The 26465-nt window shown below is 54.3% G+C and carries 30 protein-coding genes; 20 read left to right on the forward strand and 10 right to left on the reverse strand.

What is annotated here, in order from left to right; genetic code table 11:
* The first annotated feature begins 102 nt into the window (after positions 1–102).
* Together ldcA and PanJK_RS02550 are read left to right on the forward strand one after the other, a co-directional pair.
* Entirely contained in the window at positions 103–1026 is a 924-nt protein-coding gene (gene ldcA / locus PanJK_RS02545; protein ID WP_265297058.1) for a muramoyltetrapeptide carboxypeptidase, read from the forward strand.
* A gap of 23 nt (positions 1027–1049) precedes the next feature.
* Entirely contained in the window at positions 1050–1724 is a 675-nt protein-coding gene (locus PanJK_RS02550; protein WP_256696229.1) for an MBL fold metallo-hydrolase, read from the forward strand.
* A gap of 1 nt (position 1725) precedes the next feature.
* On the opposite strand, the gene PanJK_RS02555 is transcribed toward PanJK_RS02550, so the two are convergent.
* Positions 1726–2109, reverse strand: a complete 384-nt coding sequence (locus tag PanJK_RS02555) for a hypothetical protein (RefSeq protein ID WP_265297059.1) — start codon at positions 2107–2109, stop codon at positions 1726–1728.
* A gap of 129 nt (positions 2110–2238) precedes the next feature.
* The gene (locus PanJK_RS02560; protein WP_008108187.1) at positions 2239–2418 is read right to left on the reverse strand and encodes a hypothetical protein; all 180 of its coding nucleotides are present in this window, start codon (positions 2416–2418) and stop codon (positions 2239–2241) included.
* A 199-nt stretch (positions 2419–2617) separates the two neighbouring features.
* Between PanJK_RS02560 and PanJK_RS02565 the strand changes: the two genes are divergently transcribed.
* From PanJK_RS02565 to PanJK_RS02575, 3 genes are all read left to right on the forward strand, one after another.
* Positions 2618–2947, forward strand: a complete 330-nt coding sequence (locus PanJK_RS02565; RefSeq protein ID WP_265297060.1) for a hypothetical protein — start codon at positions 2618–2620, stop codon at positions 2945–2947.
* Positions 2948–3008: 61 nt separating this feature from the next.
* Complete coding sequence (locus PanJK_RS02570) at positions 3009–3560, forward strand: hypothetical protein (RefSeq protein WP_265297061.1); 552 nt, start codon at positions 3009–3011, stop codon at positions 3558–3560.
* 150 nt (positions 3561–3710) lie between these two features.
* Complete coding sequence (locus PanJK_RS02575; protein WP_007891510.1) at positions 3711–3959, forward strand: CsbD family protein; 249 nt, start codon at positions 3711–3713, stop codon at positions 3957–3959.
* A gap of 33 nt (positions 3960–3992) precedes the next feature.
* On the opposite strand, the gene PanJK_RS02580 is transcribed toward PanJK_RS02575, so the two are convergent.
* Entirely contained in the window at positions 3993–4190 is a 198-nt protein-coding gene (locus PanJK_RS02580; RefSeq protein WP_256696225.1) for a hypothetical protein, read from the reverse strand.
* A 100-nt stretch (positions 4191–4290) separates the two neighbouring features.
* Positions 4291–4488: a DUF6404 family protein gene (locus PanJK_RS02585; protein ID WP_256696224.1), complete on the reverse strand. Its 198-nt coding sequence runs from the start codon at positions 4486–4488 to the stop codon at positions 4291–4293.
* A 204-nt stretch (positions 4489–4692) separates the two neighbouring features.
* Between PanJK_RS02585 and PanJK_RS02590 the strand changes: the two genes are divergently transcribed.
* The 3 genes from PanJK_RS02590 to PanJK_RS02600 all read left to right on the forward strand — a co-directional run bounded on the left by PanJK_RS02590 (position 4693) and on the right by PanJK_RS02600 (position 7390).
* Complete coding sequence (locus tag PanJK_RS02590; protein ID WP_265297062.1) at positions 4693–5949, forward strand: mechanosensitive ion channel family protein; 1257 nt, start codon at positions 4693–4695, stop codon at positions 5947–5949.
* Positions 5950–6122: 173 nt separating this feature from the next.
* Positions 6123–6482, forward strand: a complete 360-nt coding sequence (locus PanJK_RS02595) for a GtrA family protein (RefSeq protein WP_256696222.1) — start codon at positions 6123–6125, stop codon at positions 6480–6482.
* Positions 6479–7390: a glycosyltransferase family 2 protein gene (locus tag PanJK_RS02600; RefSeq protein ID WP_256696221.1), complete on the forward strand. Its 912-nt coding sequence runs from the start codon at positions 6479–6481 to the stop codon at positions 7388–7390. Before PanJK_RS02595 ends, PanJK_RS02600 begins: the two co-directional genes overlap by 4 nt.
* An 88-nt stretch (positions 7391–7478) precedes the next feature.
* On the opposite strand, the gene icd is transcribed toward PanJK_RS02600, so the two are convergent.
* Positions 7479–8729, reverse strand: a complete 1251-nt coding sequence (icd, locus tag PanJK_RS02605; protein WP_008108175.1) for an NADP-dependent isocitrate dehydrogenase — start codon at positions 8727–8729, stop codon at positions 7479–7481.
* A gap of 101 nt (positions 8730–8830) precedes the next feature.
* Between icd and rluE the strand changes: the two genes are divergently transcribed.
* The 8 genes from rluE to PanJK_RS02645 all read left to right on the forward strand — a co-directional run bounded on the left by rluE (position 8831) and on the right by PanJK_RS02645 (position 16665).
* Positions 8831–9499, forward strand: coding sequence for a 23S rRNA pseudouridine(2457) synthase RluE (gene rluE / locus PanJK_RS02610; RefSeq protein ID WP_409455806.1), 669 nt, complete (start codon positions 8831–8833; stop codon positions 9497–9499).
* Positions 9500–9529: 30 nt separating this feature from the next.
* Positions 9530–10003 carry an NUDIX domain-containing protein gene (locus PanJK_RS02615; RefSeq protein WP_265297064.1) on the forward strand — a complete coding sequence of 158 codons (474 nt, stop codon included), beginning with the start codon at positions 9530–9532 and terminating at the stop codon, positions 10001–10003.
* Between the two features lie 42 nt (positions 10004–10045).
* Positions 10046–11158, forward strand: a complete 1113-nt coding sequence (gene mnmA, locus PanJK_RS02620) for a tRNA 2-thiouridine(34) synthase MnmA (protein WP_008103001.1) — start codon at positions 10046–10048, stop codon at positions 11156–11158.
* A gap of 36 nt (positions 11159–11194) precedes the next feature.
* Positions 11195–11836, forward strand: a complete 642-nt coding sequence (gene hflD, locus PanJK_RS02625) for a high frequency lysogenization protein HflD (protein ID WP_176970282.1) — start codon at positions 11195–11197, stop codon at positions 11834–11836.
* A 44-nt stretch (positions 11837–11880) separates the two neighbouring features.
* Complete coding sequence (gene purB, locus PanJK_RS02630) at positions 11881–13251, forward strand: adenylosuccinate lyase (protein ID WP_265297065.1); 1371 nt, start codon at positions 11881–11883, stop codon at positions 13249–13251.
* Positions 13252–13353: 102 nt separating this feature from the next.
* Positions 13354–14022, forward strand: a complete 669-nt coding sequence (phoP, locus tag PanJK_RS02635; protein WP_256696218.1) for a two-component system response regulator PhoP — start codon at positions 13354–13356, stop codon at positions 14020–14022.
* A 3-nt stretch (positions 14023–14025) separates the two neighbouring features.
* Positions 14026–15486, forward strand: a complete 1461-nt coding sequence (gene phoQ / locus PanJK_RS02640; RefSeq protein ID WP_256696217.1) for a two-component system sensor histidine kinase PhoQ — start codon at positions 14026–14028, stop codon at positions 15484–15486.
* 57 nt (positions 15487–15543) lie between these two features.
* On the forward strand, positions 15544–16665 hold the full coding sequence (locus PanJK_RS02645) for a cupin domain-containing protein (protein WP_008103010.1): 1122 nt from the start codon (positions 15544–15546) through the stop codon (positions 16663–16665).
* Positions 16666–16819: 154 nt separating this feature from the next.
* Here the strand turns inward: PanJK_RS02645 and pepT are convergent, their stop codons facing one another.
* Positions 16820–18049, reverse strand: a complete 1230-nt coding sequence (gene pepT, locus PanJK_RS02650; protein ID WP_265297066.1) for a peptidase T — start codon at positions 18047–18049, stop codon at positions 16820–16822.
* Positions 18050–18348: 299 nt separating this feature from the next.
* Between pepT and potA the strand changes: the two genes are divergently transcribed.
* The 4 genes from potA to potD are packed head-to-tail and all read left to right on the forward strand — an operon-like array spanning position 18349 to position 22129.
* Positions 18349–19461, forward strand: a complete 1113-nt coding sequence (gene potA, locus PanJK_RS02655; RefSeq protein ID WP_265297067.1) for a spermidine/putrescine ABC transporter ATP-binding protein PotA — start codon at positions 18349–18351, stop codon at positions 19459–19461.
* A complete protein-coding gene (gene potB, locus PanJK_RS02660) occupies positions 19445–20305 on the forward strand; it encodes a spermidine/putrescine ABC transporter permease PotB (RefSeq protein WP_265297068.1) in 861 nt (286 codons plus the stop codon). Before potA ends, potB begins: the two co-directional genes overlap by 17 nt.
* Entirely contained in the window at positions 20302–21075 is a 774-nt protein-coding gene (gene potC, locus PanJK_RS02665; protein ID WP_154152656.1) for a spermidine/putrescine ABC transporter permease PotC, read from the forward strand. Before potB ends, potC begins: the two co-directional genes overlap by 4 nt.
* Before the next feature lie 10 nt (positions 21076–21085).
* Positions 21086–22129, forward strand: coding sequence for a spermidine/putrescine ABC transporter substrate-binding protein PotD (gene potD, locus PanJK_RS02670; RefSeq protein WP_265297069.1), 1044 nt, complete (start codon positions 21086–21088; stop codon positions 22127–22129).
* A gap of 110 nt (positions 22130–22239) precedes the next feature.
* Here the strand turns inward: potD and cobB are convergent, their stop codons facing one another.
* From cobB to lolC, 4 genes are all read right to left on the reverse strand, one after another.
* Positions 22240–23073, reverse strand: coding sequence for a Sir2 family NAD+-dependent deacetylase (gene cobB / locus PanJK_RS02675; protein WP_008103022.1), 834 nt, complete (start codon positions 23071–23073; stop codon positions 22240–22242).
* Between the two features lie 97 nt (positions 23074–23170).
* The gene (gene lolE, locus PanJK_RS02680; protein WP_265297071.1) at positions 23171–24415 is read right to left on the reverse strand and encodes a lipoprotein-releasing ABC transporter permease subunit LolE; all 1245 of its coding nucleotides are present in this window, start codon (positions 24413–24415) and stop codon (positions 23171–23173) included.
* A complete protein-coding gene (lolD, locus tag PanJK_RS02685) occupies positions 24415–25116 on the reverse strand; it encodes a lipoprotein-releasing ABC transporter ATP-binding protein LolD (protein WP_008103026.1) in 702 nt (233 codons plus the stop codon). Before lolD ends, lolE begins: the two co-directional genes overlap by 1 nt.
* The gene (gene lolC, locus PanJK_RS02690; protein WP_256696212.1) at positions 25109–26308 is read right to left on the reverse strand and encodes a lipoprotein-releasing ABC transporter permease subunit LolC; all 1200 of its coding nucleotides are present in this window, start codon (positions 26306–26308) and stop codon (positions 25109–25111) included. The genes lolD and lolC overlap by 8 nt, the downstream gene beginning before the upstream one ends.
* Positions 26309–26465: the final 157 nt, after the last annotated feature.

Raw genomic sequence — 26465 nt, forward strand, 5'->3', positions numbered from 1 at the left:
AATTACCGTTTATCCTAAATCGGTTAAAAACCTTATGCTACCGTGACTTCGATAACGCATTTCGTCATCATCGGCAGGCCACTCTACAGCAGGATGGAAGTTATGGTTACTCCCCGCACGCTACGTCTTATCGCTCCTTCCGGCTATTGCCACAATCAGGATGCCGCCCAACGCGCAGTGCATCGTTTACAGGCCGCAGGCCATCATCTTGAGAATCTCTCCGCTATCACCCGCCGCTTTCAACGCTTTGCTGGTGAGGATGCGCAGCGGCTGAATGATATCAATGCGCTGGCTACGCTGGAGGCGCTGCCTGATATCGTGCTGGCGGTGCGTGGCGGCTATGGCGCTTCACGCTTGCTAGATAAGATCGATTACGTGGGTCTGCAACGTCGATTGCTCAATCAACCAGTGGCGCTGTGCGGCCACAGCGATTTCACCGCGCTGCAGCTGGCGTTACTGGCGCAAATCGGCCTGATTACCTTTAGCGGTCCGATGCTGGCCGGTAACTTCGGTGCAGAGGCATTATCTGATTTTACCGAGTCGCACTTTTGGCAAACGCTAACTTCACCTACAGTCAATCTAAGCTGGCCGAGCACAAGCCCGGATCATGGCCGCTGGCAAGGCACCTTATGGGGCGGCAATTTAGCGATGATCTGCTCACTGATTGGTACGCCGTGGATGCCACAAATTGAAGGTGGCATTCTGGTAATTGAAGATGTGAACGAACATCCGTTCCGCATCGAGCGCATGCTGATTCAGCTGCAGCAGAGTGGCATTTTATCGCGACAGCAAGCGATTATTACCGGCAGCTTCACCAGCACTTCGCTGTCGGCGTATGATAACGGTTTTGATTTTGCCACCGTGTGGCAGCGCATCCGTGACGAGTTTCAGATTCCGGTGATCACCGATCTGGCTTTTGGACACGATGCCGATACCGTGACGCTGCCGCTGGGTGCCAGCGCCACGTTGCAGATTGAGAAGGGAGAAGCACAGTTCGCCTTCACCGGCCACCCGACATTGCGCTAACGTGTTGCCGCAGGAGACCGACAATGAAGCCACTGTATGACGATTTGTGGATCTCCACGCCAGAATTCCCCGCTGAAGAGACGGCAAGTGATCTAATGATGCATGGCTTTATGCTGTGCCACCCCCGCGGCAATTTATTGATTGGTCGCGTGGAGCATCCGCTCGATCATGAATTCCTCAACGATGCCGGCGGCGTGATTCGCCACTATTTGACCCACTGGCATGAAGCCGCGCCGGGCGCGATCGCCATTCAGCAGCGCTTTAATAGCGCGCTCTATTGCCACAGTCGTTCGCTGGGGCCGGTAAGTTTAGTGATTGAACCTGACGAAACCTTTACCCAGCAAGAGACGCACTTCGGCGATTTTCACCTGTTGCCGACGCCCGGACATACGCCTGGCAGCAGCAGCTACCTCTATCACTCGCCGCTCGGCCAGACTTATCTGTTTGTCGGCGATACGTTGACCCGCGACTATAACCGCTGGATCAGCGTGCTGATGCCAGACAGCAATCCCACCGAACTGCAGCAGTCGCTGGAGCTTTATCGCTCATTGCGTCCCGATGTGGTGTTGATGAGCACCACGCGCGGACATCTGTCGTGGGCCAAGGTGAATTTGCAGAGCTGGCTGGCAGCCATCGATGAGGCGGAACAGTCACCGCTGGATTTGCGCCAGCGGCAACTGATCAAACCAGGATATTAACTCACGAGTTTGGGCGCGCGCTGTCGTCGTAGCGTTCCAGCGACAGAATCTGTGCATCGCGCTTATCGGTACGGCTGCAGGGCAACAGCTTGTTGCTGTTGGCGTAGACGAAGAATGTTTCATCGTTCTTTTTATTCACGATTAACTGATCGCCATTACGAAAACGGGTGATGGCAACTTTGTCACCGCCTTTCAGGCTGGTGCGCTGCTGCCCGGCAGCGATCTGGAAGTGACGCGATGGCCACATTAAGGTACTCAAACCATACTCGGCACGCGATACCGTCATGGTGGGACGGCCGGGACAGGTAATTTGGTATTCGGTTTCGCTCCAGGCGGGGGCAATCTGACAAGCCAGCACGCCAACGGCCATAACTATCGCCTTCATTGGGTTCTCCGCTGAGGTTAAATGATGATTACGTTGAGAGATGGGCTTTGCTACTGCATTCCATGAACGTTATCTAACAGCAGCAAAGCCTGATACATCAAACGTGGCGAGATTTCGCAGGAGCAAGTACTACTCAGCGGCCACTTGCGCCGCGACTAACATCAATGCCAGCCCGGCCTCTTCGGCTTCAAAACGCTGCATCACTTCCTGAATGGCCGCTACGCAGTTCATTACCTGCTTCTTTTTGTCGGCTTCTAATTTGTCAATCGCGTGCTGAAGAATCATTAAACTCGCTTCTTCTTCTTTCATTAATTTACCCTTGTTTTGCTTACCTGGTGCGCAACGCTGGCAAGAATACCGTTTCTCTGCTAGTAAAGTCACCCCTTTACATTCCTTCCGCTTAACGATTATACAAATGACAAATGGGAAGCAGCGTCAGACCTGCTATGATCCACTTATCAGTACGCATTGGCGTGCCATTGCAAACCAGGGAATGAAGCAGGTGCTCATGTGGCGAATCACGGTTGTACTCACCCTTTTAGTTTTAGCTGGCTGCAGTTCCGCACCGAAAGGTGTCGACTGTCCAGGCGAAGTGTCGACGATTTATGGACAATCGATGGGCAATACGCAGGCACGCATCTTTGATTTGGTGAACGCCTTCGCCGTTTCGCGCGATGGCGTGAAGGTGCAAAGTGGTACGTTGCACTCCACCGATCGCTTCCAGTACGTGCCTTCGGCCATCACCGCTGAGGGCCTCTACGCGCAACGGCTGTCGGATAAACAGTTCCGCCTGATCAATCCCTATCAGAACACCATGATCACCTGGACGTGCCCATAAGCCGTGCGTCGCAGTGCGAGATGGTTTATTGTCTGACCATCTCACGCTGCGGACCTGCCTGATGGAAAAGAGTCTGGATAACAACGGTTACATCGATTTCCCCTTCCCGGCCAGTACTAATGCGGATGGCTCGGTGAATCCTTGTGGATTCGACCTGACGCTGGAGACCGATCGTATTGATGAGATCACCGCCGGTAAACATTCCGAAAATATGCGGCGTCTGCTGGAAGAGGTCAATCTGCAGGAGGGCTTGTTTATGACGCTGGCCTGCGACTGGCAGCAGCGTGACGACGGCGTGTGCGGGTTTATCGATGTGGCATTTCGTCCGACAACTGCAGGCTTTAACACTGAAGAGACACAAAGCCTCGATCAGGCGTTTGAAATCTACCTCAGCCGGCAGGAGAAGCAACATAACATGCATAGTGGCACGCTGATCAACTACGCGCGCGCCGTACTCGATTGGGGTTGGTCACCGCTGCAGCAGCGCCACATGCGCTATGAAAAAGTGACTTTGCGCTATTACTGCCAGCAAGCTGAAGATGCCGAATGGTGTTTTGATCATCTACGTCACTTCCTTGTGAGCTGGTATCCGGCTTATCGCGGAAAGCCCTAAGTTCAGACTATTGCGTTCCCGCCTTTCTGCTGCGCGCAGAATTTTTGCTCACTGCAAACTGCTGTTACAACCTTTACCGCTGCGTCATTTGCTGCATACAGTTTCTCTGACTACGCTTTACAGGACATTCACCACGATCAGGGAGTAATTATGAGCGACAAAGCGGAAGCAAAATTGAATGAAGCGGCGGGTGCCGTTCAGGAAAAATTTGGCGAATTTACCGGTTCACGCCGTCAGCAAGCCAAAGGCGCAGCGCGTCGTTACCCGGCTCAAGCCAGCTATGCAGTTCAGGATGCAGCGGATTGTGTGGTGAAATCGGTGCGCGATAATCCCGCGACCGGCCTGGCAGTAGCAGCCAGCATTGGTGTGATTGTGGGTTTTCTGCTCGGACGTAAGTAATCCGTTGAAACGGGGCCGAGTTGGCCCCGATTTCTATTGATGGTGTCCCACATCCTCAGTCCGCTCTTTGATATGTTCATCCGGCGTTTCGGCAACATCCGCCACGCTGCTGCCTCCCTTCAAATGACGCTCGTGTTGTGTCGGCAAGTTAACCTCGCCCGCTGGCAGTTGCGCACAGGCACCCAATGAAAGTAGTAGGAAAAACCACGCCGCTACACTCTTCTTTCCCATTATTTATTTCCAGCAGACTGATCTAAGTTGACTCAGATTGCCGGAAAAAGTGCAAATCAGCGTCAACGTCCCGCAAAGCTATGTGGGCAGTTGTGTGCAATCAAACTTGCGCGCGCCGTGCTTTGTATCGTGCAACCATGGTCATCAGCGCCTGGTAAATTAATCCCGCATACAAGCTCATCACGATCACCATGCCGATCTCTTTGCCCTGCGCCTGCCACGAAACAAACCACATAAAGATGCCCCACAACAGGGAAAACAGTAGCCAGCCTTTAACGAACTTGATTACACCTTTCATACCACCTCCTCAATCGTAAGCGCTGAAGATAGCGGTTTAGTCTTTAATGCACACCGCCGTCAGCACGTTAATGTTAACTGATTCAAACTTCTGCGAAAGGGAATGTAAACAAGCGATGGTGTAGACTATTGCGCACGCGTGGCATATCGCCATTGGTGCATTTATGTTTGAATTCCCGCCAACACTGTCCGACATGTGGTTGAAATGAATTATTTAAGCAAGATTCAAGGTTTTATTGAGAGCAACACGGTGCTGTCGGCCGCTTTTAGTCTGGTATTACTGATGTTTGCCGGCATGATCGCCCACCTGATCTGTAAATTCTTTATTGTAAAGGTGGTGAGGAAGGTGTTCTTCAGCACGCACAAGAATCAGGTGCCGCTGGATAAAGACGTCAGGCTGTCGGAGAAGCTCTCTAACTTTATCCCGGTGATCACGGTTTATTATCTGCTGCAATTTATGCCAGATTTACCAGAACATCTGTTGATCGCGATAAAGACCATCTGCGGTATTCTGTTCTTCGTCTATTTATCGCTGTTTTTTACCGAAGTGCTGGAGATCGTTAATAACTCCTATTCGAAAAAAGCCAAACGCAAGAATCACTCGATCAAAGGTTATATTCAGGTCGGCAAGATTCTGGTGCACATTATTTCGGCGATCATGATTCTGGCGATTATGTCGAATAAATCGCCAGTAATTATTATCTCGAGTTTGGGAGCGGTAGCCGCGGTGTTGATGTTGGTGTTCCAGCACACGCTGATGTCGCTGGTGGCCAATATTCAGGTGTCCTCAAACGATGTGTTGCAACTCGGTGACTGGATTGAGATGCCGGATAACGGTATCAGCGGCGAAGTGATCGATATCGCGCTGCATACCATCACCATTCGCAACTGGGACAATACGCTTTCGCGCATCCCAACCAAAAATTTCCTCACTGAAACCTACACCAACTGGCAGGCGATGTTCTCCTCCGGCGCGCGACGCATTATGCGCAGTTTCCATCTTGATCAAATGTCGATTCGCTTTCTCGATCACGATATGGTGCAGCAGATGAGCCAAATTCGCGGTGTCAGTGAGCAACTTTCGGCGCTGATGGATGGTCGCGACAGCAATGCAGTGGGCGAACGCTGGTTTGCCGAAAACGGCATCACCAATCTGACGGTGTTTCGTAAGTACCTGACGGCGTGGCTGTCACAGCGCGACGATATCAAGAAAGATATGTATATCGTGGTGCGCGCCATGAAGCCCTCGCCAGAGGGCTTGCCGGTGGAAGTTTATTGCTTCACCTCGTCAGTGCTGTGGGTGGATTACGAGGATTCTCAATCAGCCATTTTTGAGTATATCTACGCGATTGTCAGTCACTTCTCGCTGCGGATGTATCAGCAGCCGGGCGGCAGCGATTTTTGGCGGCTCTCGCAGGAACGGGCTCAGCTGGTAAAACCCAGTGAGCAGCAAGTCGACTAAACAAAACCGTAAAAATGGGAGCTAATAGCTCCCATTTTTACACTTGTGTAAAAACTATTATTTTTTACGGCTGGAAGAGTGAAACGGATATTTTCCAACTATAGTTGTCTTATATTTGAATTTTTAATTTCCAGCTACTTTGAACAAAGGTGCCATATCGTATATATTTCAATATGATAAAATTATTTTCCCGCTTTTTTTCAGTTGGCATCATTAATACTTTGATTCACTGGGGGGTGTTCGCAGCGCTATATGCTCAAAACATGCCTCAATGGTTAGCTAATCTGGTTGCTTTCGCTGTTGCTGTAACATTCTCTTTCTTTGCTAATGCACGCTGGACGTTCAAAGCTGAAGCCACGCCCACTCGCTATATTATCTTTGTCTGTTTTATGGGTACCATGGCCGCAGGCATTGGTGGCTTGGCCGATCATATGCAGAGTAATCCGATCATTACGCTTACGTCGTTCTCGGTATTAAGCCTGATTCTCGGCTTCATCTATTCAAACTTTATTGTTTTTAGGGTGAAAAATTGAAAATTTCTCTGGTCGTTCCCGTCTTCAATGAAGAAGACGCAATACCGATATTTTATCGTGCGGTCAAAGAAAAACTCTCTGCATATAATCTAGAGATCATCTTTATTAATGATGGCAGCACTGACAAAACAGAGCAGGTCATTAAGTCTCTCGTGGCTGTTGACGAATCAGTATTAATCATTAATTTTATTCGAAACTTTGGCAAAGAAGCCGCCCTGCTCGCAGGACTTGAACATGCTACCGGTGATGCAGTAATCCCTGTGGACGTTGACCTTCAGGATCCCATTGACGTCATTCCCTTGCTCATCAGCAAATGGCAGGAGGGTTGGCCAATTGTGTTAGCAAAGCGCGTCGACAGAAGCAGCGATAGTCAGTTTAAACGCAAAACAGCTACCTTGTTTTATAAGCTTCACAATAAAATTAGCTCACCAAAGCTTGAAGAAAATGTTGGAGACTTCCGTTTACTGTCGCGGGATACAGTCGAAAACATCAAGCTATTGCAGGAACGAAATCTATTTATGAAAGGGATTTTAAATTGGGTGGAGGGTGATGCCGCTATTGTAGAATATAGTCGTTCCGTTCGCATTGCAGGACAAGCGAAGTTCAACGGCTGGCACCTTTGGAACTTAGCGCTGGAAGGACTGACCAGCTTCTCAACATTTCCATTGAGAATATGGACTTATATAGGTTTTTTTGTAGCTCTCTTATCTTTCCTTTATGGAACATGGATGATTATTGACAAGTTAGTATGGGGTAACTCTGTAGCAGGCTATCCGTCATTACTGGTATCAATTCTTTTCTTAGGCGGCATTCAGTTGATAGGAATCGGTGTATTAGGGGAATATATTGGAAGAATCTATATAGAGACCAAGCACAGGCCGCGATATATAAAAAAATCAAATGATTAAAATTTTATATGAACTGTGAATCTCATACTATTTTAAATGAAAAACGGGAGCCATTGGCTCCCGTTATGCTTTCTGCCGGAGTGGCAAATTACATGTTGTTGATGATCGCGTCACCAAACTCTGAACATTTCAGCAGTTTAGCGCCGTCCATCAGACGTTCGAAATCGTAGGTCACGGTTTTGTTAGCGATAGCGCCTTCAACACCTTTAACGATCAGGTCAGCCGCTTCGAACCACTCCAGGTGACGCAGCATCATTTCTGCTGACAGGATTACTGAACCAGGGTTCACTTTATCCTGACCTGCATATTTAGGTGCTGTACCGTGCGTTGCTTCGAACAGGGCACATTCGTCACCGATGTTTGCACCAGGTGCGATACCGATACCGCCAACCTGTGCCGCCAGGGCATCAGAGATGTAGTCACCGTTCAGGTTCATACAGGCGATCACGTCGTATTCAGCTGGACGCAACAGAATCTGCTGCAGGAAGGCATCCGCGATCACGTCTTTAACGATGATCTCTTTACCGGTGTTCGGGTTCTTGAACTTCATCCACGGGCCGCCATCGATCAGCTCGCCGCCGAACTCTTCTTTCACCAACTGGTAGCCCCAGTCTTTGAAAGAACCTTCGGTGAACTTCATGATGTTGCCTTTGTGAACCAGGGTCAGAGAATCACGATCGTTGGTGATGGTGTATTCCACTGCTGCGCGTACCAAACGTTTGGTACCCTCTTCCGAGCATGGCTTAACGCCGATACCGCACTGCTCAGGGAAGCGAATTTTCTTCACGCCCATCTCTTCGCGCAGGAACTTGATCACTTTATCCGCTTCTGGCGTGCCCGCTTTCCACTCAATACCGGCATAGATATCTTCTGAGTTTTCACGGAAGATCACCATGTCGGTTTCTTCAGGGCGTTTAACCGGGCTTGGGGTGCCTTTGTAGTAGCGAACCGGACGCAGACACACGTACAGATCCAGCTCCTGACGCAGCGCAACGTTCAGAGAACGAATACCGCCGCCAACGGGCGTAGTCAGTGGGCCTTTGATGGCAACGCGATATTCTTTGATTAAATCGAGGGTTTCCTGCGGCAGCCAGACGTCCTGGCCGTAAAGTTCTACTGATTTTTCACCAGTATAAATTTCCATCCAGGAAATTTTACGCTCGCCGTTGTAGGCTTTCTTCACAGCGGCATCAACCACTTTCAACATTACCGGGGAAACATCAACACCGATACCGTCACCTTCAATGTAAGGAATAATCGGGTTATTCGGAACTGTAAGTTTTCCCTGAGCCAGGGTGATTTTTTGACCTTCCGCCGGAACAACTACTTTACTTTCCATCAACCTCTCCTTCGAGCGATTTTTTGTTAATGATTTGTAAGATGCGGGTCAATACTACTTGATTATTTCCGCTACGCCAATCACCGTAGTTTCGCGCTATAATGCGCCGAATGTTTCTGACTGCAAAGCCCATGCGAAAAACTTCTCAACGAATTCACCAAGATAAGCGTGCGAACGCCCCAGCACGTAAGCCCGTGCGCCGTGATACCCGTCCGAAAGGCCCAAGACGCGTCATACTCTTTAACAAACCCTTCGATGTTTTGCCGCAATTCAGTGATGAAGCCGGACGCCGAACGCTGAAAGATTTTGTGCCGGTAGGCGATGTTTATGCTGCAGGCCGCCTCGATCGCGACAGCGAAGGATTGATGATTTTGACCAACGATGGCGCGCTGCAGGCCGCGCTGACGCAGCCCGGCAAGCGCACCGGAAAGGTCTATTTCGTGCAGGTGGAAGGTGCGCCGCAGGAATCGGATTTATCCCTGTTACGCATTGGCGTGACGCTGAACGATGGCCCAACGTTGCCGGCAGGCATTGAGTTAGTGGACGAGCCAGAGTGGCTATGGCCGCGCCAGCCGCCGATTCGCGAGCGCAAAGCAATCCCCACCAGCTGGCTGAAAATCACCCTGTTTGAGGGCCGAAATCGCCAGGTACGGCGCATGACGGCCCACATCGGTTTTCCGACGTTGCGCCTGATTCGCTTTGCGATGGGCGAACATCAGCTAGGCGATTTGCCGCCGGGTGAATGGCGCGATATCAGCGCAGCCATTTAATAACTTTTAGTTAACAATTTCGGAGGAAGGATGTTTAAACCTCATGTAACGGTCGCCTGCATTGTGCAGGCACAGGGACATTTGCTGGTAGTCGAAGAGCGCGTGCACGGTCGTATTACCTGGAATCAGCCCGCCGGGCATCTTGAGGCCAATGAAACCCTGCTCGAAGCCGCGAAGCGTGAACTGTTTGAAGAGACCGGCATCGACGCCCATCCCGAATATTTCCTCGGCGTGCAACAGTGGATTGCCCCGGACGATACACCTTTTGTGCGTTTCCTGTTTGGCCTCGATCTGGCCGAAAAAGTTGAAACCTCGCCGCACGATCGCGACATCGATTGCTGCTGGTGGCTGCCGCCAGAGCAGATTCTGACGGCAAATCGCCTGCGTTCACCGCTAGTGGCAGAGAGCGTGCGGCTGTGGCAACAAGGCGAACGTTATCCGCTGCATCTGGTCGCGCCGTTCCAGTGGCCGTTTCATGAGGGTGCGCGCCCCGCTTCTGCATGATAGAATGCGCCGCCTGTTTTTATCGTAATTTAAGAGTGCGTCATGTCTGACAACAGCCAGAAAAAAGTGATCGTCGGAATGTCCGGCGGCGTCGATTCTTCCGTTTCCGCCTGGTTACTGCAGCAGCAGGGCTACCAGGTTGAAGGCCTGTTCATGAAGAACTGGGAGGAAGACGATGGCGAGGAGTATTGCACCGCCGCCGATGATCTGGCTGACGCACAAGCCGTGTGTGACAAACTCGGCATAAAACTGCACAAAATCAACTTCGCCGCTGAGTACTGGGATAACGTGTTCGAGCACTTCCTGGAAGAGTACAAAGCCGGTCGCACGCCGAATCCCGACATCCTGTGTAACAAAGAGATCAAGTTCAAAGCCTTCCTTGAGTTCGCGGCGGACGATCTCGGCGCAGATTTCATCGCCACCGGCCACTACGTGCGCCGCCAGGATGTGGACGGTCAAAGCCGCCTGCTGCGCGGCCTCGACGGCAACAAAGATCAAAGCTATTTCCTTTACACGCTCAGCCACCAGCAGATTGCGCAAAGCCTGTTCCCGGTTGGCGAACTGGATAAGCCGGAAGTGCGCCGCATCGCTGAGCAGTTGGATCTGATCACCGCCAAGAAGAAAGATTCCACCGGCATCTGCTTTATCGGCGAGCGCAAGTTCCGTGATTTCCTTGGCCGTTATCTGCCTGCCCAGCCGGGTGAAATCGAAACCGTTGACGGCGAAATCGTCGGTGAACATCAGGGCTTGATGTACCACACGCTCGGCCAGCGTAAAGGCCTCGGTATTGGCGGTCGTAAAGAGAGCAACGACGATCCCTGGTATGTGGTCGACAAAGATGTGGCGCGCAATCGCTTGATCGTGGCGCAAGGCGGCGAGCATCCGCGCCTGATGTCTGTAGGTTTGATTGCCCAACAGCTGCACTGGGTCGATCGCCAGCCGATTACCGCCCCGCTGCGCTGCACGGTGAAAACCCGCTATCGCCAGACCGACATTCCGTGTGAAATCATTCCGCACGGCGACGACCGTATTGAAGTCCGTTTTGACGAGCCGGTTGCGGCCGTCACGCCAGGTCAATCTGCCGTGTTTTATCTCGGTGAAGTGTGCCTCGGCGGCGGCATTATCGAACAACGCCTGCCTCTGGCAGAAGCCTAAGGTCGGCGCTGCCCGACGCGATGACAGGAGTTAAGCGTGGCTAAGAACTATTATGAGATTACACTGGCGCTGGCGGGCGTATGTCAGGCCGCCCATGTGGTGCAACAGCTCGCGCAGCAGGGACATTGCAATAACGCGGCACTGAACGTGTCGCTGCGCAGCCTGATCGATCTCAATCCCGGTTCAACGCTGGCGGTGTTTGGCAACGACGAAGCCAATTTGAAGGTTGGATTAGAGACTTTAATGGCGGTGCTGAACAGCAGCAATCGTCAGGGCGCCAGCGCAGAACTGACGCGCTACACCTTAAGCATGATGGTGCTGGAGCGTAAGCTGCACGGCAATAAAACGGCGATGAACACGCTGGCACAGCGCATCGGCCAGCTTGACCGTCAACTGGCGCATTACGAGCTGGAATCGGACACCATCACCAGCGCGATGGCGGGCATTTATGTCGATGTGATTAGCCCACTGGGTCCGCGCATTCAGGTGACCGGTTCGCCGCAGGTATTACAGAATTCACAAGTGCAGAGTAAAGTGCGCGCCGCCCTGCTGGCCGGTATTCGCTCTGCGGTGTTGTGGCAGCAGGTTGGCGGTGGCCGCCTGCAGCTGATGTTCTCGCGCCAGCGCTTGCTGAGCGAAGCCAAAACCATTTTATCCCGTCTGGGCCCGGCGTATTAAGCGCCGCCCCGGCATAATTGTTAAACGATTCAGGAGTTGCACTGATGGAATTATCCTCTCTGACCGCCGTTTCACCTGTCGATGGTCGTTACGGCGATAAAGTCAGCCCACTGCGCGCCATTTTCAGCGAGTTTGGTTTGCTGAAATTCCGCGTTGAGGTTGAGGTTCGCTGGTTACAAAAACTGGCTACGACTGTAGAGATCAAGGAAGTTCCTGCATTTGATGCCGACGCAAACGCTTTCCTTGATGCCATTGTCGCCAATTTCAGCGAAGAAGACGCGGCGCGTATCAAAACCATCGAGCGCACCACCAACCACGACGTCAAAGCCGTGGAATATTTCCTGAAAGAAAAAGTGGCCGATGTCCCTGCGCTGCATGCGGTGTCTGAATTCATCCACTTCGCCTGCACCTCCGAAGATATCAATAACCTGTCGCACGCGCTGATGCTGGAAACCGCACGTCGTGATGTGATCGTGCCGTTCTGGAACAAACTGATCGATGCCGTTAAAGGTCTGGCGCACGAATACCGTGACATTCCGCTGCTGTCGCGCACCCACGGCCAGCCAGCAACGCCGTCGACCATGGGTAAAGAGATGGCGAACGTGGCGTATCGTCTGGAGCGCCAGTTGCGTCAGCTGAGCAAGATTGAAGTGCTGGGTAAAATCAACGGCGCGGTCGGCAACTATAACGCTCACATCTCGGCTTATCCGGAAGTGGACTGGCACCAGCTGAGCGAGCAGTTCGTCACCTCGCTGGGCATCACCTGGAACCCGTATACCACGCAGATCGAACCGCACGATTACATCGCTGAACTGTTTGATTGCATCGCGCGTTTCAACACCATTCTGATCGACTTTGATCGTGATATCTGGGGCTACGTCGCCCTCAATCACTTCAAGCAGAAAACCATCGCCGGTGAAATCGGTTCGTCTACTATGCCGCACAAAGTGAACCCGATTGACTTCGAAAACTCCGAAGGCAACCTCGGCCTGGCGAACGCGATGATGCAGCATCTGGCGAGCAAACTGCCGGTTTCACGCTGGCAGCGCGACCTGACCGACTCCACCGTGCTGCGTAATCTTGGCGTGGGCATCGGTTATGCGTTGATCGCCTATCAGGCCACACTGAAAGGCATCTCTAAGTTGGAAGTGAACCGCGATCGTCTGCTGGACGAACTGGATCACAACTGGGAAGTGCTGGCAGAGCCGATCCAAACCGTGATGCGTCGTTACGGCATTGAAAAACCGTACGAGAAGCTGAAAGAGCTGACGCGTGGTAAACGCGTTGATGCCGCAGGCATGCAGACCTTTATCGATAGCCTCGCGCTGCCGGAAGAGGAAAAAGTGCGCCTGAAGCAGATGACGCCAGCCAACTACCTCGGCCGTGCGATTCAGATGGTTGATGACTTGAAGTAATGCATTAACCAGGCGCGCTTAGCGCGCCTGGTTGTTCTATGGTTTAGTTGGCTTCGCATATACTCTTTCCATCATCACTACGTTGGAAGCTAAGGAAATACTATGCGTGTACTGGTTGTGGAAGATAATGCGCTGCTGCGCCATCACCTCGCCGTGCAGCTGCGTGACATGGGCCATCAGGTCGATGCCGCAGAAGATGCCAAAGAAGCGGATTATTTCCTGCAAGAACATGTCCCTGACATCGCGCTGGTCGATCTCGGTTTGCCGGACGAAGATGGCATGTCGCTGATTCGCCGCTGGCGCACCGATGCTGTACGCCAACCGATACTGGTGTTAACCGCTCGCGAAGGCTGGCAGGCCAAAGTGGAAGCGCTGGAAGCCGGTGCCGACGACTACGTGACCAAGCCGTTCCACATTGAAGAAGTGGCTGCACGTTTGCAGGCGCTGATGCGTCGCAACAGCGGTCATGCATCGCAAATTATCTCTATGCCGCCGTTCCAGGTCGATCTCTCTCGCCGTGAACTGACGGTGCAAGACGAACCGGTAAAACTGACCGCCTTCGAGTACACCATTGTCGAAACCCTGATTCGTAACGCCGGTAAAGTGGTAAGCAAAGATTCACTGATGCTGCAGCTCTATCCGGACGCCGAACTGCGCGAAAGCCACACCATTGACGTGCTGATGGGCCGTCTGCGCAAAAAAATTCTCTCACTCTATCCGACCGAAGTGATCAACACCGTGCGCGGCCAGGGCTATCGCTTTGATCTCTGATTTATGACGTGGTTACAACGCTTACGCCCCTTCTCACTTCGCGCCCGTTTCCTGTTGGCGACGGCCGCGATTGTACTGTTTTTGTCACTCTCCTACGGCATGGTCGCCGTGGTCGGCTACGTTGTCAGCTTCGATAAAAATACCTATCGCGTAATGCGCGGCGAGAGCAACCTGTTCTTTACGCTGGCGCAGTGGCACGACAATCAGCTCACCATTGGTCAGCCCGAGCGTATGACGCTCAATTTCCCCACGCTGGTCTTTATCTACGATGAACACGGCAAACTGCTGTGGCAACAGCGCGATGTGCCAGACATCCGCAAAAAGATTCGTCGTGAATGGCTGCTCAAGCCCGACTTCTACGAAATCGACACCAGCAATCGCACCAGCATGGCGGCGATGGGCAATAACTCGCAGGCGAAAGAGCGGCTACACGCGCTGGATAGCGACAGCAATGACACCTTTACCCATTCGGTCGCCGTCAATCGCTACGATGCCACCACCAACTTACCGGCGTTAACCATTGTGGTGGTCGATTCGATTCCGCAAGAGTTGCAGCATTCCGATGTGGTGTGGTCGTGGTTCAGCTATGTGCTGGCGGCGAATCTGCTACTGGTGATTCCGCTGCTGTGGTTGGCGGCGCACTGGAGTCTGCGGCCGATTGGCGATCTCACTTCGCAAGTGCGCGAGCTGGAAACCGGCCAGCGCGAGAATCTCGATGACAATCCGCCGCAGGAGCTACGCAGCCTGGTACGCAATCTCAACCTGCTGCTGACCAATGAACGCCAGCGCTACACGCGCTATCGCACCACACTTTCGGATGTCACCCACAGCTTGAAAACTCCGCTGGCGGTGCTGCAAAGTACGCTGCGATCGTTACGCAATGGTAAAGAGTTAACCATTGAGCAGGCCGAACCGGTGATGCTGGAGCAGATCAGCCGCATCTCACAGCAGATTGGTTATTACCTCCATCGCGCCAGCATGCAGGCCGATCACAATCCTCTGCAGCGCGATTTGCATTCGGTGTCGGCGCTGCTCGACAGCCTGTGTTCGGCATTGAATAAGGTCTATCAACGTAAAGGCGTGGCGATCACGCTGGATATCTCGCCGGAACTGACCTTTATCGGCGATAAAAATGACTTTATGGAAGTGCTGGGCAACGTACTGGATAACGCCTGCAAATATTGCCTCGAATTTATTGAAGTCACCGCGCGCCAAACCGACAACACCTTGCATCTGTTTATTGATGATGACGGCCCCGGCATCCCGGAAAGCAAACGCGATCTGATCTTCGTGCGCGGTCAGCGCGCCGACACCTTGCGCCCCGGCCAGGGATTGGGCTTAGCCGTGGTGCGCGACATCCTCGAACAGTACGCCGGTCAGGTGATTGCCACCACCAGCCCGCTCGGCGGCGCGCGCATGGAGGTGATTTTCCAGCGCCAGGAAGTCGAGCATCACCGCGAGTAGAAAGGGACGCGGGCTGTTATACTTGCCATCATTCTTTGCAGCAAACGGACTCACCCTATGGACTATCAGCTCGATATCAACTGGCCCGACTTTATTCAGCGCTACTGGCAGAAACGCCCGGTGGTGCTTAAACGTGGATTTAAAAACTTCGTCGATCCTATTTCTCCTGATGAGCTGGCCGGTCTGGCAATGGAGAATGAGGTGGATAGCCGACTTGTCAGCCATAACGAAGGCAAATGGCAAGTCAGCCACGGGCCGTTTGAGAGCTACGATCATCTCGGTGAGAGCAACTGGTCGCTGCTGGTGCAGGCGGTCAACCATTGGCATGAACCTTCTGCCGCGCTGATGCGCCCGTTCCGTTTCCTGCCCGACTGGCGCGTTGACGATCTGATGATCTCTTTTGCCGTGCCAGGCGGCGGCGTGGGCCCGCATTTCGATCAGTACGATGTGTTTATCATTCAGGGCACCGGCCGTCGTCGCTGGCGCGTGGGTGAAAAGGTGCCGTTGAAACAGCACTGCCCGCATCCGGATCTGCTGCAGGTTGAGCCGTTCGACGCCATCATCGATGAAGAGATGGAGCCCGGCGATATTCTCTATATTCCGCCTGGATTCCCGCATGAAGGCTATTCGCTGGAAAACGCCATCAACTATTCGGTCGGCTTCCGCGCACCGAACGGTCGCGAGCTGATCAGCGGTTTTGCCGATCACATGCTGGCCAACGAATTGGGCAGCTATCGCTACAGCGATCCTGATGTGCCATCGCGTGAATGCCCATCGCAGATCCTGCCATCAGAACTGGAAGGCATCCGCAAAGTGATGATGGATGTGATCAACCAGCCAGAGCAGTTTAATCAGTGGTTTGGCGAGTTTATTTCTCAGTCACGTCATGAGCTGGACGTCGCGCCGCCGGAGCCGCCGTATCAACCTGATGAGATTTACGATGCACTGCAGCAAGGCGATGCGCTGACGCGTCTCGGCGGTCTGCGTGTATTGACCATCGGAGATGTGGTGTTTGTGAACGGGGAATCGATCACCAGCAGCCATCCGCATGTGCTGGCGGCATTGGCACACAATCACGTGCTGACGCTGGAAGATTTCGGCGATGCGCTGGACGACCCTTCACTGCTGGCGCAGCTGGCGGCGTTGGTGAATAGCGGATATTGGTTCTTCGGCGAGTAAGGTTCTCTGCGGGCTGGTGCCCTCACCCTGACCCTCTCCCACAGGGAGAGGGAAACGCTGCCACATGTTGCTTCGTTGCCTGCATAAGGCAGCGTCTTCCTCTCCCCGTGGGAGAGGACCGAGGTGAGGGCATCAGCCCGCACCATCCACCATCCTAGCTCTTCTTCTGCCCCGCCAGCTCAGCCAAACGCACAATCACATCTACCGACTGCGCCATCACATTAAGAGAGGCGAACTCGTGCTTGCCGTGATAGTTGTAGCCGCCGGTGAACAGGTTCGGGCACGGCAATCCTTTCCACGACAGCGCAGAGCCGTCGGTGCCGCCGCGAATCGGTTTGACGTTCGGTTCAATGCCACAATCGCGCATCGCCTGTAGCGCTAACTCAATAATGTGCGGATGCGGTTCAACCTTCTCGCGCATGTTGCGATAGCTATCGCTGATCTCCACCTTCACCGAACACTCGCTCTGCAGCCCTTTGCTAACGCGCTGGCCAATCTCTTCCAGCAGTTGTTTACGCTGTTCATAGCTGTCGGCATCAAAATCACGGATTAGATACATTAGCTCGGCATGTTCAACCGTGCCTTTGATGGTGTGCAGATGGAAGAAGCCCTCGTAGCCGTCGGTATACTGCGGCTTCTCTTTGGCCGGCAATTCCGCGTGGAAGCGCATCGCCAGATCCAGCGCATTGACCATCACATTTTTGGCGCTGCCCGGATGCACGTTGTTACCGGTGATTTTGACCATCGCGGTGGCGGCATTGAAGTTCTCGAACTCAAACTCGCCGAGATCGCTGCCATCCACGGTATAGGCCCAATCGGCGGCAAAGCCTTCGACGTCGAAGTGCGATGCACCGCGACCAATCTCTTCATCCGGCGTGAAGGCCACGCGAATCGCGCCGTGCGGCGTATCACTTTTTGCCAGACGCGCCATCGCGGTCATGATCTCGGCGATACCGGCTTTATCATCCGCGCCGAGCAGGGTTTTGCCATCGGTGGTGATCAGCGTATGGCCAATCAACTTATGCAAAATCGGGAACATCACCGGTGACAAAACTTCATCACCGTTACCCAGCGCGATATCACCACCGCGGTAGTTTTCAATAATCTGCGGATTGACGTTTTTGGCAGTGAAATCCGGTGAGGTATCCATATGCGAAATAAAGCCGATCACCGGCGTGGCCCAATCGACGTTAGCCGGTAAAGTGCCCATCACACAGCAATGATCGCTCAGCGAAACATCAACAAAGCCCAGCGCAATGAGTTCTTCCTGTAATTGACGCGCCAGCGTCCACTGCCCTTCGCTGCTTGGCACCTGACGTGCCTGAGGTTTTGACTGAGTTTCTACTGCGACATAACTGAGAAAACGCTCAAGTAATTGATCCATCTGTCATCCCTCTAAAGAACCTGCGTCATTATCATGGTGGCCTGATGGCACCATGTTGCGTCAAATCATTATCCTTCAGGTTAGCTCTCTCAACGTGAATTGCGCTGAAAATTCGCTCACGCTCACCTGTCCGACTTTTCCGTTATGCATACTCCGGCATTTTTCAGCGTTTTCAAGGTAAATCCGTGGCAAAACATGGCATTGACACATTTTTGCGGTATCATCGCGCCCTTCATCACAGCAAGCGGCCACCAGCGGCTATGCTGTAACCTGATTCACCATCAGACTGAGTGACTAAAATGACGCAAACACGCGCGCCTGCGCTGGTTACGCTTTCTGGCATCAGTAAAGCTTTCGATGGCAAAACCATCATCTCTGACTTTGACCTGACCATCCGTCACGGCGAGTTCATCACGCTGCTTGGCCCTTCCGGCTGCGGAAAAACCACCATATTGCGGCTGATTGCCGGGCTGGAAGAGGCCGATCGCGGTCACATCATTCTTGATGATAATGACATCACCGACCTGCCCGCCGAGCATCGCCACATCAACACCGTGTTTCAAAGCTACGCGCTGTTCCCACACATGTCGGTGTTTGAGAACGTCGCCTTTGGCCTGCGCATGCAGAAAACCCCGGTGGCCGAGATCACCACGCGCGTTAACGATGCGCTGGCGATGGTGCAGCTGGAGAGTTTTGCCGATCGCCGTCCGCATCAGCTTTCGGGCGGTCAGCAACAGCGCGTGGCGATTGCGCGCGCGGTGGTCAATCGTCCGAAAGTGTTGCTGCTGGATGAGTCGCTGTCGGCGCTGGATTACAAGCTGCGTCGCCAGATGCAAAACGAGCTCAAAGCGCTGCAGCGTAAGCTCGGCATCACCTTTGTCTTCGTCACCCACGATCAGGAAGAAGCGCTGACTATGTCCGATCGTATCGTGGTGATGCGCGATGGTCGTATCGAACAGGACGGCACGCCGCGCGAGATTTACGAAGAGCCCGCCAACCTGTTTGTGGCGCGCTTTATCGGCGAGATAAACGTGTTCGATGCCGAGGTGCTGAACAGCGACCATGCGCCCACTATCCGCGCGCGGGTGGAAGGGCGTGAATGTGAGCTGCAGTGTGATTTCCCGGTCAGCGCGGGCGATAAGCTGCATGTGCTGCTGCGCCCGGAAGATCTGCGCGTCGAGGAGATCGATCACGACAGCCGCAGCGACAACCTGATCGGCTACGTGCGCGAGCGCAACTATAAAGGCATGACGCTGGAATCCACCGTTGAGCTGGAGAACGGCAAGCTGCTGACGGTGAGCGAGTTCTTCAACGAAGACGATCCCGATTTTGATCACTCGCTGAACCAGAAAATGTCTGTCAGCTGGGTCGCCAACTGGGAGGTGGTGCTGCCGTATGAAGTTGATGCGTAACCGCCTGCAGAAAGTCATTGTCGCGCTAATCGTCAGCTGGCTAACGCTGTTTGTCCTGCTGCCCAACCTGATGATCTTCGCCACCAGCTTCCTGACGCGCGATGATGCGCATTTTGTCAGTATGGCCTTCACCCTCAATAACTACACGCGGCTGCTCGATCCGCTCTACGCTGACGTGCTGCTGCACTCGCTGAATATGGCGTTGATCGCCACGCTGTGCTGCCTGCTACTCGGTTATCCGTTTGCCTGGTGTCTGACGAAACTGCCAGCGCGCCTGCGTCCGCTGATGCTGTTCCTGCTGATTGTGCCGTTCTGGACCAACTCGCTGATCCGCATCTACGGCCTGAAAATCTTCCTCAGCACGCGCGGCTGGCTAAATGAGTTTTTGCTGTGGCTCGGGGTGATCGATAAACCGTTTCGCATCATGTACACCTCCGAAGCGGTGATTCTGGGACTGATCTACATTCTGCTGCCGTTTATGGTGCTGCCGCTCTACTCCAGCCTGGAAAAACTGGATAAATCCTGCCTCGAAGCGGCGCGCGATCTCGGCGCCAGTAAACTGAAAACCTTCTTACGCATCATTCTGCCGCTGACCATGCCGGGCATTGTCGCCGGTTGCCTGCTGGTGTTTATCCCGGCGATGGGTTTGTTCTTTGTGGCAGATTTGCTGGGCGGCGCGAAAAACCTGTTGATTGGCAACGTGATCAAGAGCCAGTTCCTCAATATCCGCGACTGGCCGTTCGGTGCCGCCACCAGCATTGTGATGACGCTGCTGATGGGATTGATGCTGCTGGCTTACTGGCGTGCAGCGCGTATGCTGAACAGCAAGGCGGAACTGCAATGATGGCGCGCTGGTTACGTGGCGGCTTCATGGCCGTGATTTACGCCTGGTTTTATATCCCGATCATCATTCTGATCGTCAACTCCTTCAACAGTTCACGTTTCGGCATTAACTGGCAGGGTTTCAGCACGCAGTGGTATCGCCTGCTGATGAACAACGACAGCCTGATTCAGGCGGCACAACATTCATTGCTGATGGGCGTGCTCTCCGCCAGCTGCGCCACGATTATCGGCTCGCTGACCGCCGTCGCGCTCTATCGCTATCGCTTCCGGGGTAAACCGTTCGTCAGCGGCATGCTGTTTGTGGTGATGATGTCGCCGGATATCGTGATGGCGATTTCGCTGCTGGTGCTGTTCATGCTGCTGGGCATTTCGCTTGGCTTCTGGTCGCTGCTGTTCTCGCACATCACTTTCTGCCTGCCGTTTGTGGTGATCACCGTCTATTCGCGCCTGAAAGGATTTGATGTGCGCATGCTGGAAGCCGCCAAAGATCTTGGTGCCAGCGAAGTCACCATCCTGCGCAAAATTTTGCTGCCGCTGGCGCTACCGGCGGTCGCAGCGGGTTGGCTGCTCAGTTTTACGCTGTCGATGGACGATGTCGTGGTATCGTCGTTTGTTACCGGCCCGAGCTTCGAAATTTTGCCGTTAAAAATCTATTCGATGGTTAAAGTTGGCGTGTCACCGGAAGTGAACGCGCTGGCGACAATTTTGCTGCTGCTGTCGCTACTGTTGGTGGCGCTCAGTCAGCTGTTGCTCCGTGATAAAACCAAATAGAGGATAATCGATGAAAAAGTGGTCTCATTGGCTGGCGGCTGGGGCGCTGGCATTGGGCATGCAGAGCGCGCAGGCGGATGCCGGCAAAACGCTCTACTTCTATAACTGGACCGAATACGTGCCGCCGGGACTGCTGGAGCAGTTCACCAAAGAGACCGGCATCAAGGTGATTTACTCCACCTACGAATCCAATGAAAGCATGTATGCCAAGCTGAAGACCTGGAAAGATGGCGCTTACGATTTGGTGGTGCCTTCAACCTACTTCGTCGCCAAGATGCGTAATGAAGGCATGCTGCAAAAGATTGATAAATCCCAGCTCAGCAACTTCAAAAATCTCGATCCTAACCTGCTGAACAAGCCGTTCGATCCTAATAACGATTACTCGATCCCGTATATCTGGGGCGCGACCGCCATTGGCGTCAACACCGACGAGGTGGATGCCAAAAGCATTACCCGCTGGGCCGATTTGTGGAAGCCGGAGTATAAGCAGAGCCTGCTGCTGACCGACGACGCGCGTGAAGTGTTCCAGATGGCGCTGCGCAAGCTGGGTTATTCGGGCAACACCCGCGATCCTAAACAGATCGAAGCTGCTTATGAAGAGTTGAAAAAGCTGATGCCGAACGTGCTGGCGTTTAACTCCGATAATCCGGGCAACCCGTTTATGGAAGGCGAAGTGAACGTTGGCATGATCTGGAACGGTTCCGCCTACGTTGCGCGCCAGGCGGGCACGCCGCTGCAGATTATCTGGCCGCAGGAAGGCGGGATTTTCTGGATGGATAACCTGGCGATTCCGGCCAATGCGAAAAACCGTGAAGGCGCGCTGAAGCTGATTAACTTCCTGCTGCGTCCAGACGTGGCGGCGCAAGTGGCGGAAACCATCGGTTATCCCACGCCAAACCTGGCGGCGAAGAAGCTATTGCCAAATGAAGTGGCCAACGATCCTTCGCTGTATCCTGCTGAGGATGTGATTAAAAACGGCGAGTGGCAGAACGATGTCGGTGAAGCCAGCGTGCAGTATGAGACGCTGTTCCAGAAGCTGAAGGCGGGACGTTAGTCCTCTGCGACTTCCCCCTCACCCTGCCCTCTCCCGCAAGCGGGAGAGGGTTCTATTTCGCCCCTTCTCCCTTTGGGAGAAGGTTGGGATGAGGGAAAGCGCGCACTAAACTACTTATACAACCCACGCAAAAACGTATGCACAAACTCCGGCACCACTTCGCTGGCTAAACCGTAATGACGCTCAGCAAACTCATTGCCAACCTGGCTCGGTTCCAGGTTCAGCTCCACGGTATGCGCGCCCTGCAGTTTTGCCTCGTGGACAAAACCAGCGGCGGGATAAACGTGGCCCGAGGTGCCGATGGCAATAAACAGATTCGCCTGCTCAATCGCCTGATAAATCTCCTCCATCCCCAGCGGCATTTCACCAAACCACACGATGTGCGGGCGCAGCATCGCCGGGAACTGGCAGCAGGTGCAGCGATCGTCCGGGGTTAAATCTTCGGTCCAGTCCAGCACTTGTCCGCTGCTGACGCAGCGCACTTTCAACAGTTCACCGTGCATATGCAACACGCGCTGGCTGCCGGCGCGTTCGTGCAGGTTATCGATATTCTGCGTCACCAGCAGGAAGTTATCGCCCAGCACCTGCTCCAGTTCCGCCAGCGCTTTGTGCGCGGCGTTGGGCTGAATTTCGGGCTGTTGCAGCTGCTGACGACGCGCATTGTAGAACGCCTGCACCAGCGCCGGATTGCGTTGGAAACCTTCCGGCGTGGCGACATCTTCCACGCGGTGCTCTTCCCACAAGCCATCGGCGGCGCGGAACGTGCGAATACCGGACTCGGCGGAAATACCCGCGCCGGTCAGCACCACCACGCGCGGTTGCGGATGCGCGGCCAGTTCAGCTTTGCGATCGCGCTCGAAGATGCGCTGACGAAAGCGCTGATGCACCTTGCGGCGGTTTTTTTTGTCGCGGGCGAGTCGTAGGCGGCGGCGCGGTATGCGCATAAAAGCTCCTTATCTGCGGCGTTTATCGCCGCGCGTCGGGTATTTTTCGGGCTAATCTGCCCGATAATAGCAGCCGCATGGCGGCTGGGTTTTATCTTTACTGACCGCTGAGCACGCGGGCCGGATCGATACGGCTCGCGCGTCGGGCCGGATACCAGCTGGCAATCAGGCTCAGGACAATCGCGGTGCCCAGCACCGAAATCACATCAATCCAGTGCAGTTCGGACGGCAGGAAATCGATAAAGTAGATATCGCCCGCCAGCAGTTGATGCCCGGTAAGGTGCTCAAACACGCGCATCACTGGCGTGAGATTCAGCGCCACCAGCACGCCGACCACCACGCCGCTGACGCTGCCAAGCAGGCCCGCCAGCAAGCCGTACCAGATAAAGATGGCGCGAATCAGGCCATCTTTGGCGCCCAGCGTACGCAGCACCGCGATGTCGCTGCTCTTGTCTTTCACCGCCATCACCAGCGTCGAAACGATGTTGAAGCAAGCCACGCCAATCACCAGCACCATGGCTAAATACATAATGGCGCGAATCATCTGGATGTCACGATACATGTAGCCGTAAGTGCCAATCCAGCTCTTGATATAGACGTAAGAGTGCGTCACTTCACCGGCGTCTCGTACCAGCTTCTGCGCCTGGAACGGGTCATTCATCTTCAGCGCGATACCGCTGACGCTGTCGCCCATATCCAGATACTTCTGCGCATCGGCCAGCGGCACCAGCGCCAGGCTGTGATCGAGCATGCCGCTCAGTTGCAGCACGCCACTAACCTGCAGACGAATGCGTTTCGGCTGCAGCAGCTTATTCTCGCCATCATTATTCGGGATCATGATTGTGATCCAGTCGCCCTGTTTCACGTTGAGCGATTTGGCGATGCCGCCACCCAGAATGATTTGCTGTTTGCCCGCCGCGAACTGTGACCACGCATCACCGGCAACAAAGCTCGGCAAGGCGCTAAGACGCGCTTCCTCCTGCGGATCGACGCCTTTCACCTGCAGCGCTTGCAGCTTCGCGCCGCTCTCAATCAGCCCGGTGAAGTTGATGTAGGGCGCGGCGGCGGCAATGCCAGCAACCTGCTCAATCGGCGCGATCATCGGTTGCCAGTTGCGGAACGGCTGATTCACCGGCTCGATTTCACCGTGCGGAACCACCGCCAGAATGCGGTTGTTCAGCTCACGCTCAAAGCCGTTCATGGCGCTCAGGCCGATGATCAGCACCGCCACGCCCAGCGCGATGCCGATGGTGGAGATGATGGAGATCAGCGAGACCATGCCACCACGCCGCCGACCGCGGCTAAAACGCAGCCCGAGCAGCAGGGATAATGACGAAGCCATCAGATCACTCCCAGCGTCAGTTGGTCGCTCAGCTCACCGTCGCGCATCTCCATCTGCCGGCTCAGGCGTTTCGCCAGCTGCAGATCGTGCGTCACCACCAGAAAAGCGGTGCCCTGCTTGACGTTCAACTCGCCAAGCAATTCAAAAATCGCGTCGGCGTTGCGCGCATCGAGGTTACCGGTGGGTTCATCGGCCATCACCAGACGCGGACGATTCACCAGCGCGCGCGCAATCGCCACACGCTGACGTTCACCGCCCGACAATTCAGAAGGCCGATGCGCGGCACGTTTTTCCAGCCCGACCGCCGCCAGCATTTCACGCGCGCGTGACTCCGCTTCCGCTTTGCCGATTTTGCCAATCAGCAGCGGCATCGCTACGTTCTCCAGCGCGCTAAAGTCCGGCAGCAAGTGGTGGAACTGATAGATGAAGCCGAGCTCGCGGTTACGCAGCTCGGCTTTAGCGGCGGACGACATCGCATTCAGCGATTTACCATCAAAAATCACATCGCCCGAGGTGGGCGCATCCAGGCCGCCGAGCAGATGCAGCAAGGTACTTTTACCCGAACCGGAGCTGCCGACAATCGCCGTCAGTTCACCCGGCTGCAGGCTGAAAGCTACATTGCGCAGCACATCGGTCTGCACGCTGCCTTCCTGATAGCGTTTGCACAGGTCACGACACTGCAACAAAGGAGTATTACTCATAACGTAAAGCCTCAGCGGGTTGGACGGCGGCAGCGCGCCACGACGGATAAAGGGTAGAGAGCAGCGCAACGGCCATTGAGACCAGCGCGATGGTGATCACCTGCAGCACATTGATGTCGACCGGCAGCGCCGCGCCATCGAGGAACAGGCCAATTACCGGCATCAAATTATTCAGTTGGCTGGCCAGCAGCACGCCAAGCACGGTGCCCAGCAGCGCGCCAATAATACCGGCGCTGGCGCCCTGCACCATAAATACCGCGACAATCTGGCGGCGGGTCAAACCCAATGTTTGCAGGATCGCCACTTCGCCCTGCTTCTCCATGATCAGCAGGCCGAGCGAGGTAATGATATTGAAGGCTGCCACCGCGATGATCAGGCTCAGCAGCAGCCCCATCATGTTTTTCTCCATGCGCACCGCCTGGAACAGATCGCCCTTGCGTTCGCGCCAGTCTTTCCACGCCAGTCCATCCGGCAGTTTCTGCTGGCTGAGCGCATCAACGCTTAATGGCTTATCCAGCCACAAACGCCAGCCGGTGATGTTACCGAGCGGATAGCGCATCACGCGTGAGGCATCCTGCTGATTGACCAGAATCTGATAGCCATCCACTTCGCTGTTGGCGGCATACGTGCCAGCCACGGTGAAAATACGCTGGCTCGGCAAGCGCCCCACTGGCGTGAACTGGCTGACCGACGGCACCATCAAACGCAGCTGATCGCCGCGCTTCACGCCCAGCTGTGCAGCCAGCTGTTCACCGAGGATGACGTTGTACTGGCCCGCTTGCAGCACGCTTTGTTGAGTGTTGACGAGGAATGGCGTCAGCGGATCCTGTTCGTCGGGATTGATGCCGAGCATCACGCCGACCGAAACGTTACGCGCGCTTTGCAGCACCACATCGGCGGTGGTGAGTGGAGCGATGCGCTTAACACCTTGCAGCTTGAGGTCCTCGGCTGGCAATTCCTTTGGGTTGATACTGCCCTTGTCGCTGGTGACCAGCGCCTGCGGCATCAGGCCGAGGATATTGCCTTCCAGCTCGCGCTCGAAGCCGTTCATCACCGATAACACGGTGACCAGCGCCAGCACGCCGAGCGTGATGCCGATAGTTGAGAGCCAGGAGACGAAGCGACCAAAGCGGTCTGAGGCACGTCCACGCATGTAGCGCAAACCGATGAATAACGCGACTGGTTGATACATGAGATCCGTCTTGGCAGTTGCCTGAAAATAAGTAGTGGGATGATAAAGGAGGCGTCCCCTTTATGAAACCTCTAACCCTCTGAGTCTGCGGCAAAGTTGTGTCAAAAACCGTACCAGCCACTGCTTATGCATAAAATTGCGACAAATTAATGATGTT

The sequence above is a fragment of the Pantoea sp. JK genome, from assembly GCF_026130245.1.
Taxonomy (GTDB): Bacteria; Pseudomonadota; Gammaproteobacteria; order Enterobacterales; family Enterobacteriaceae; genus Pantoea; species Pantoea trifolii.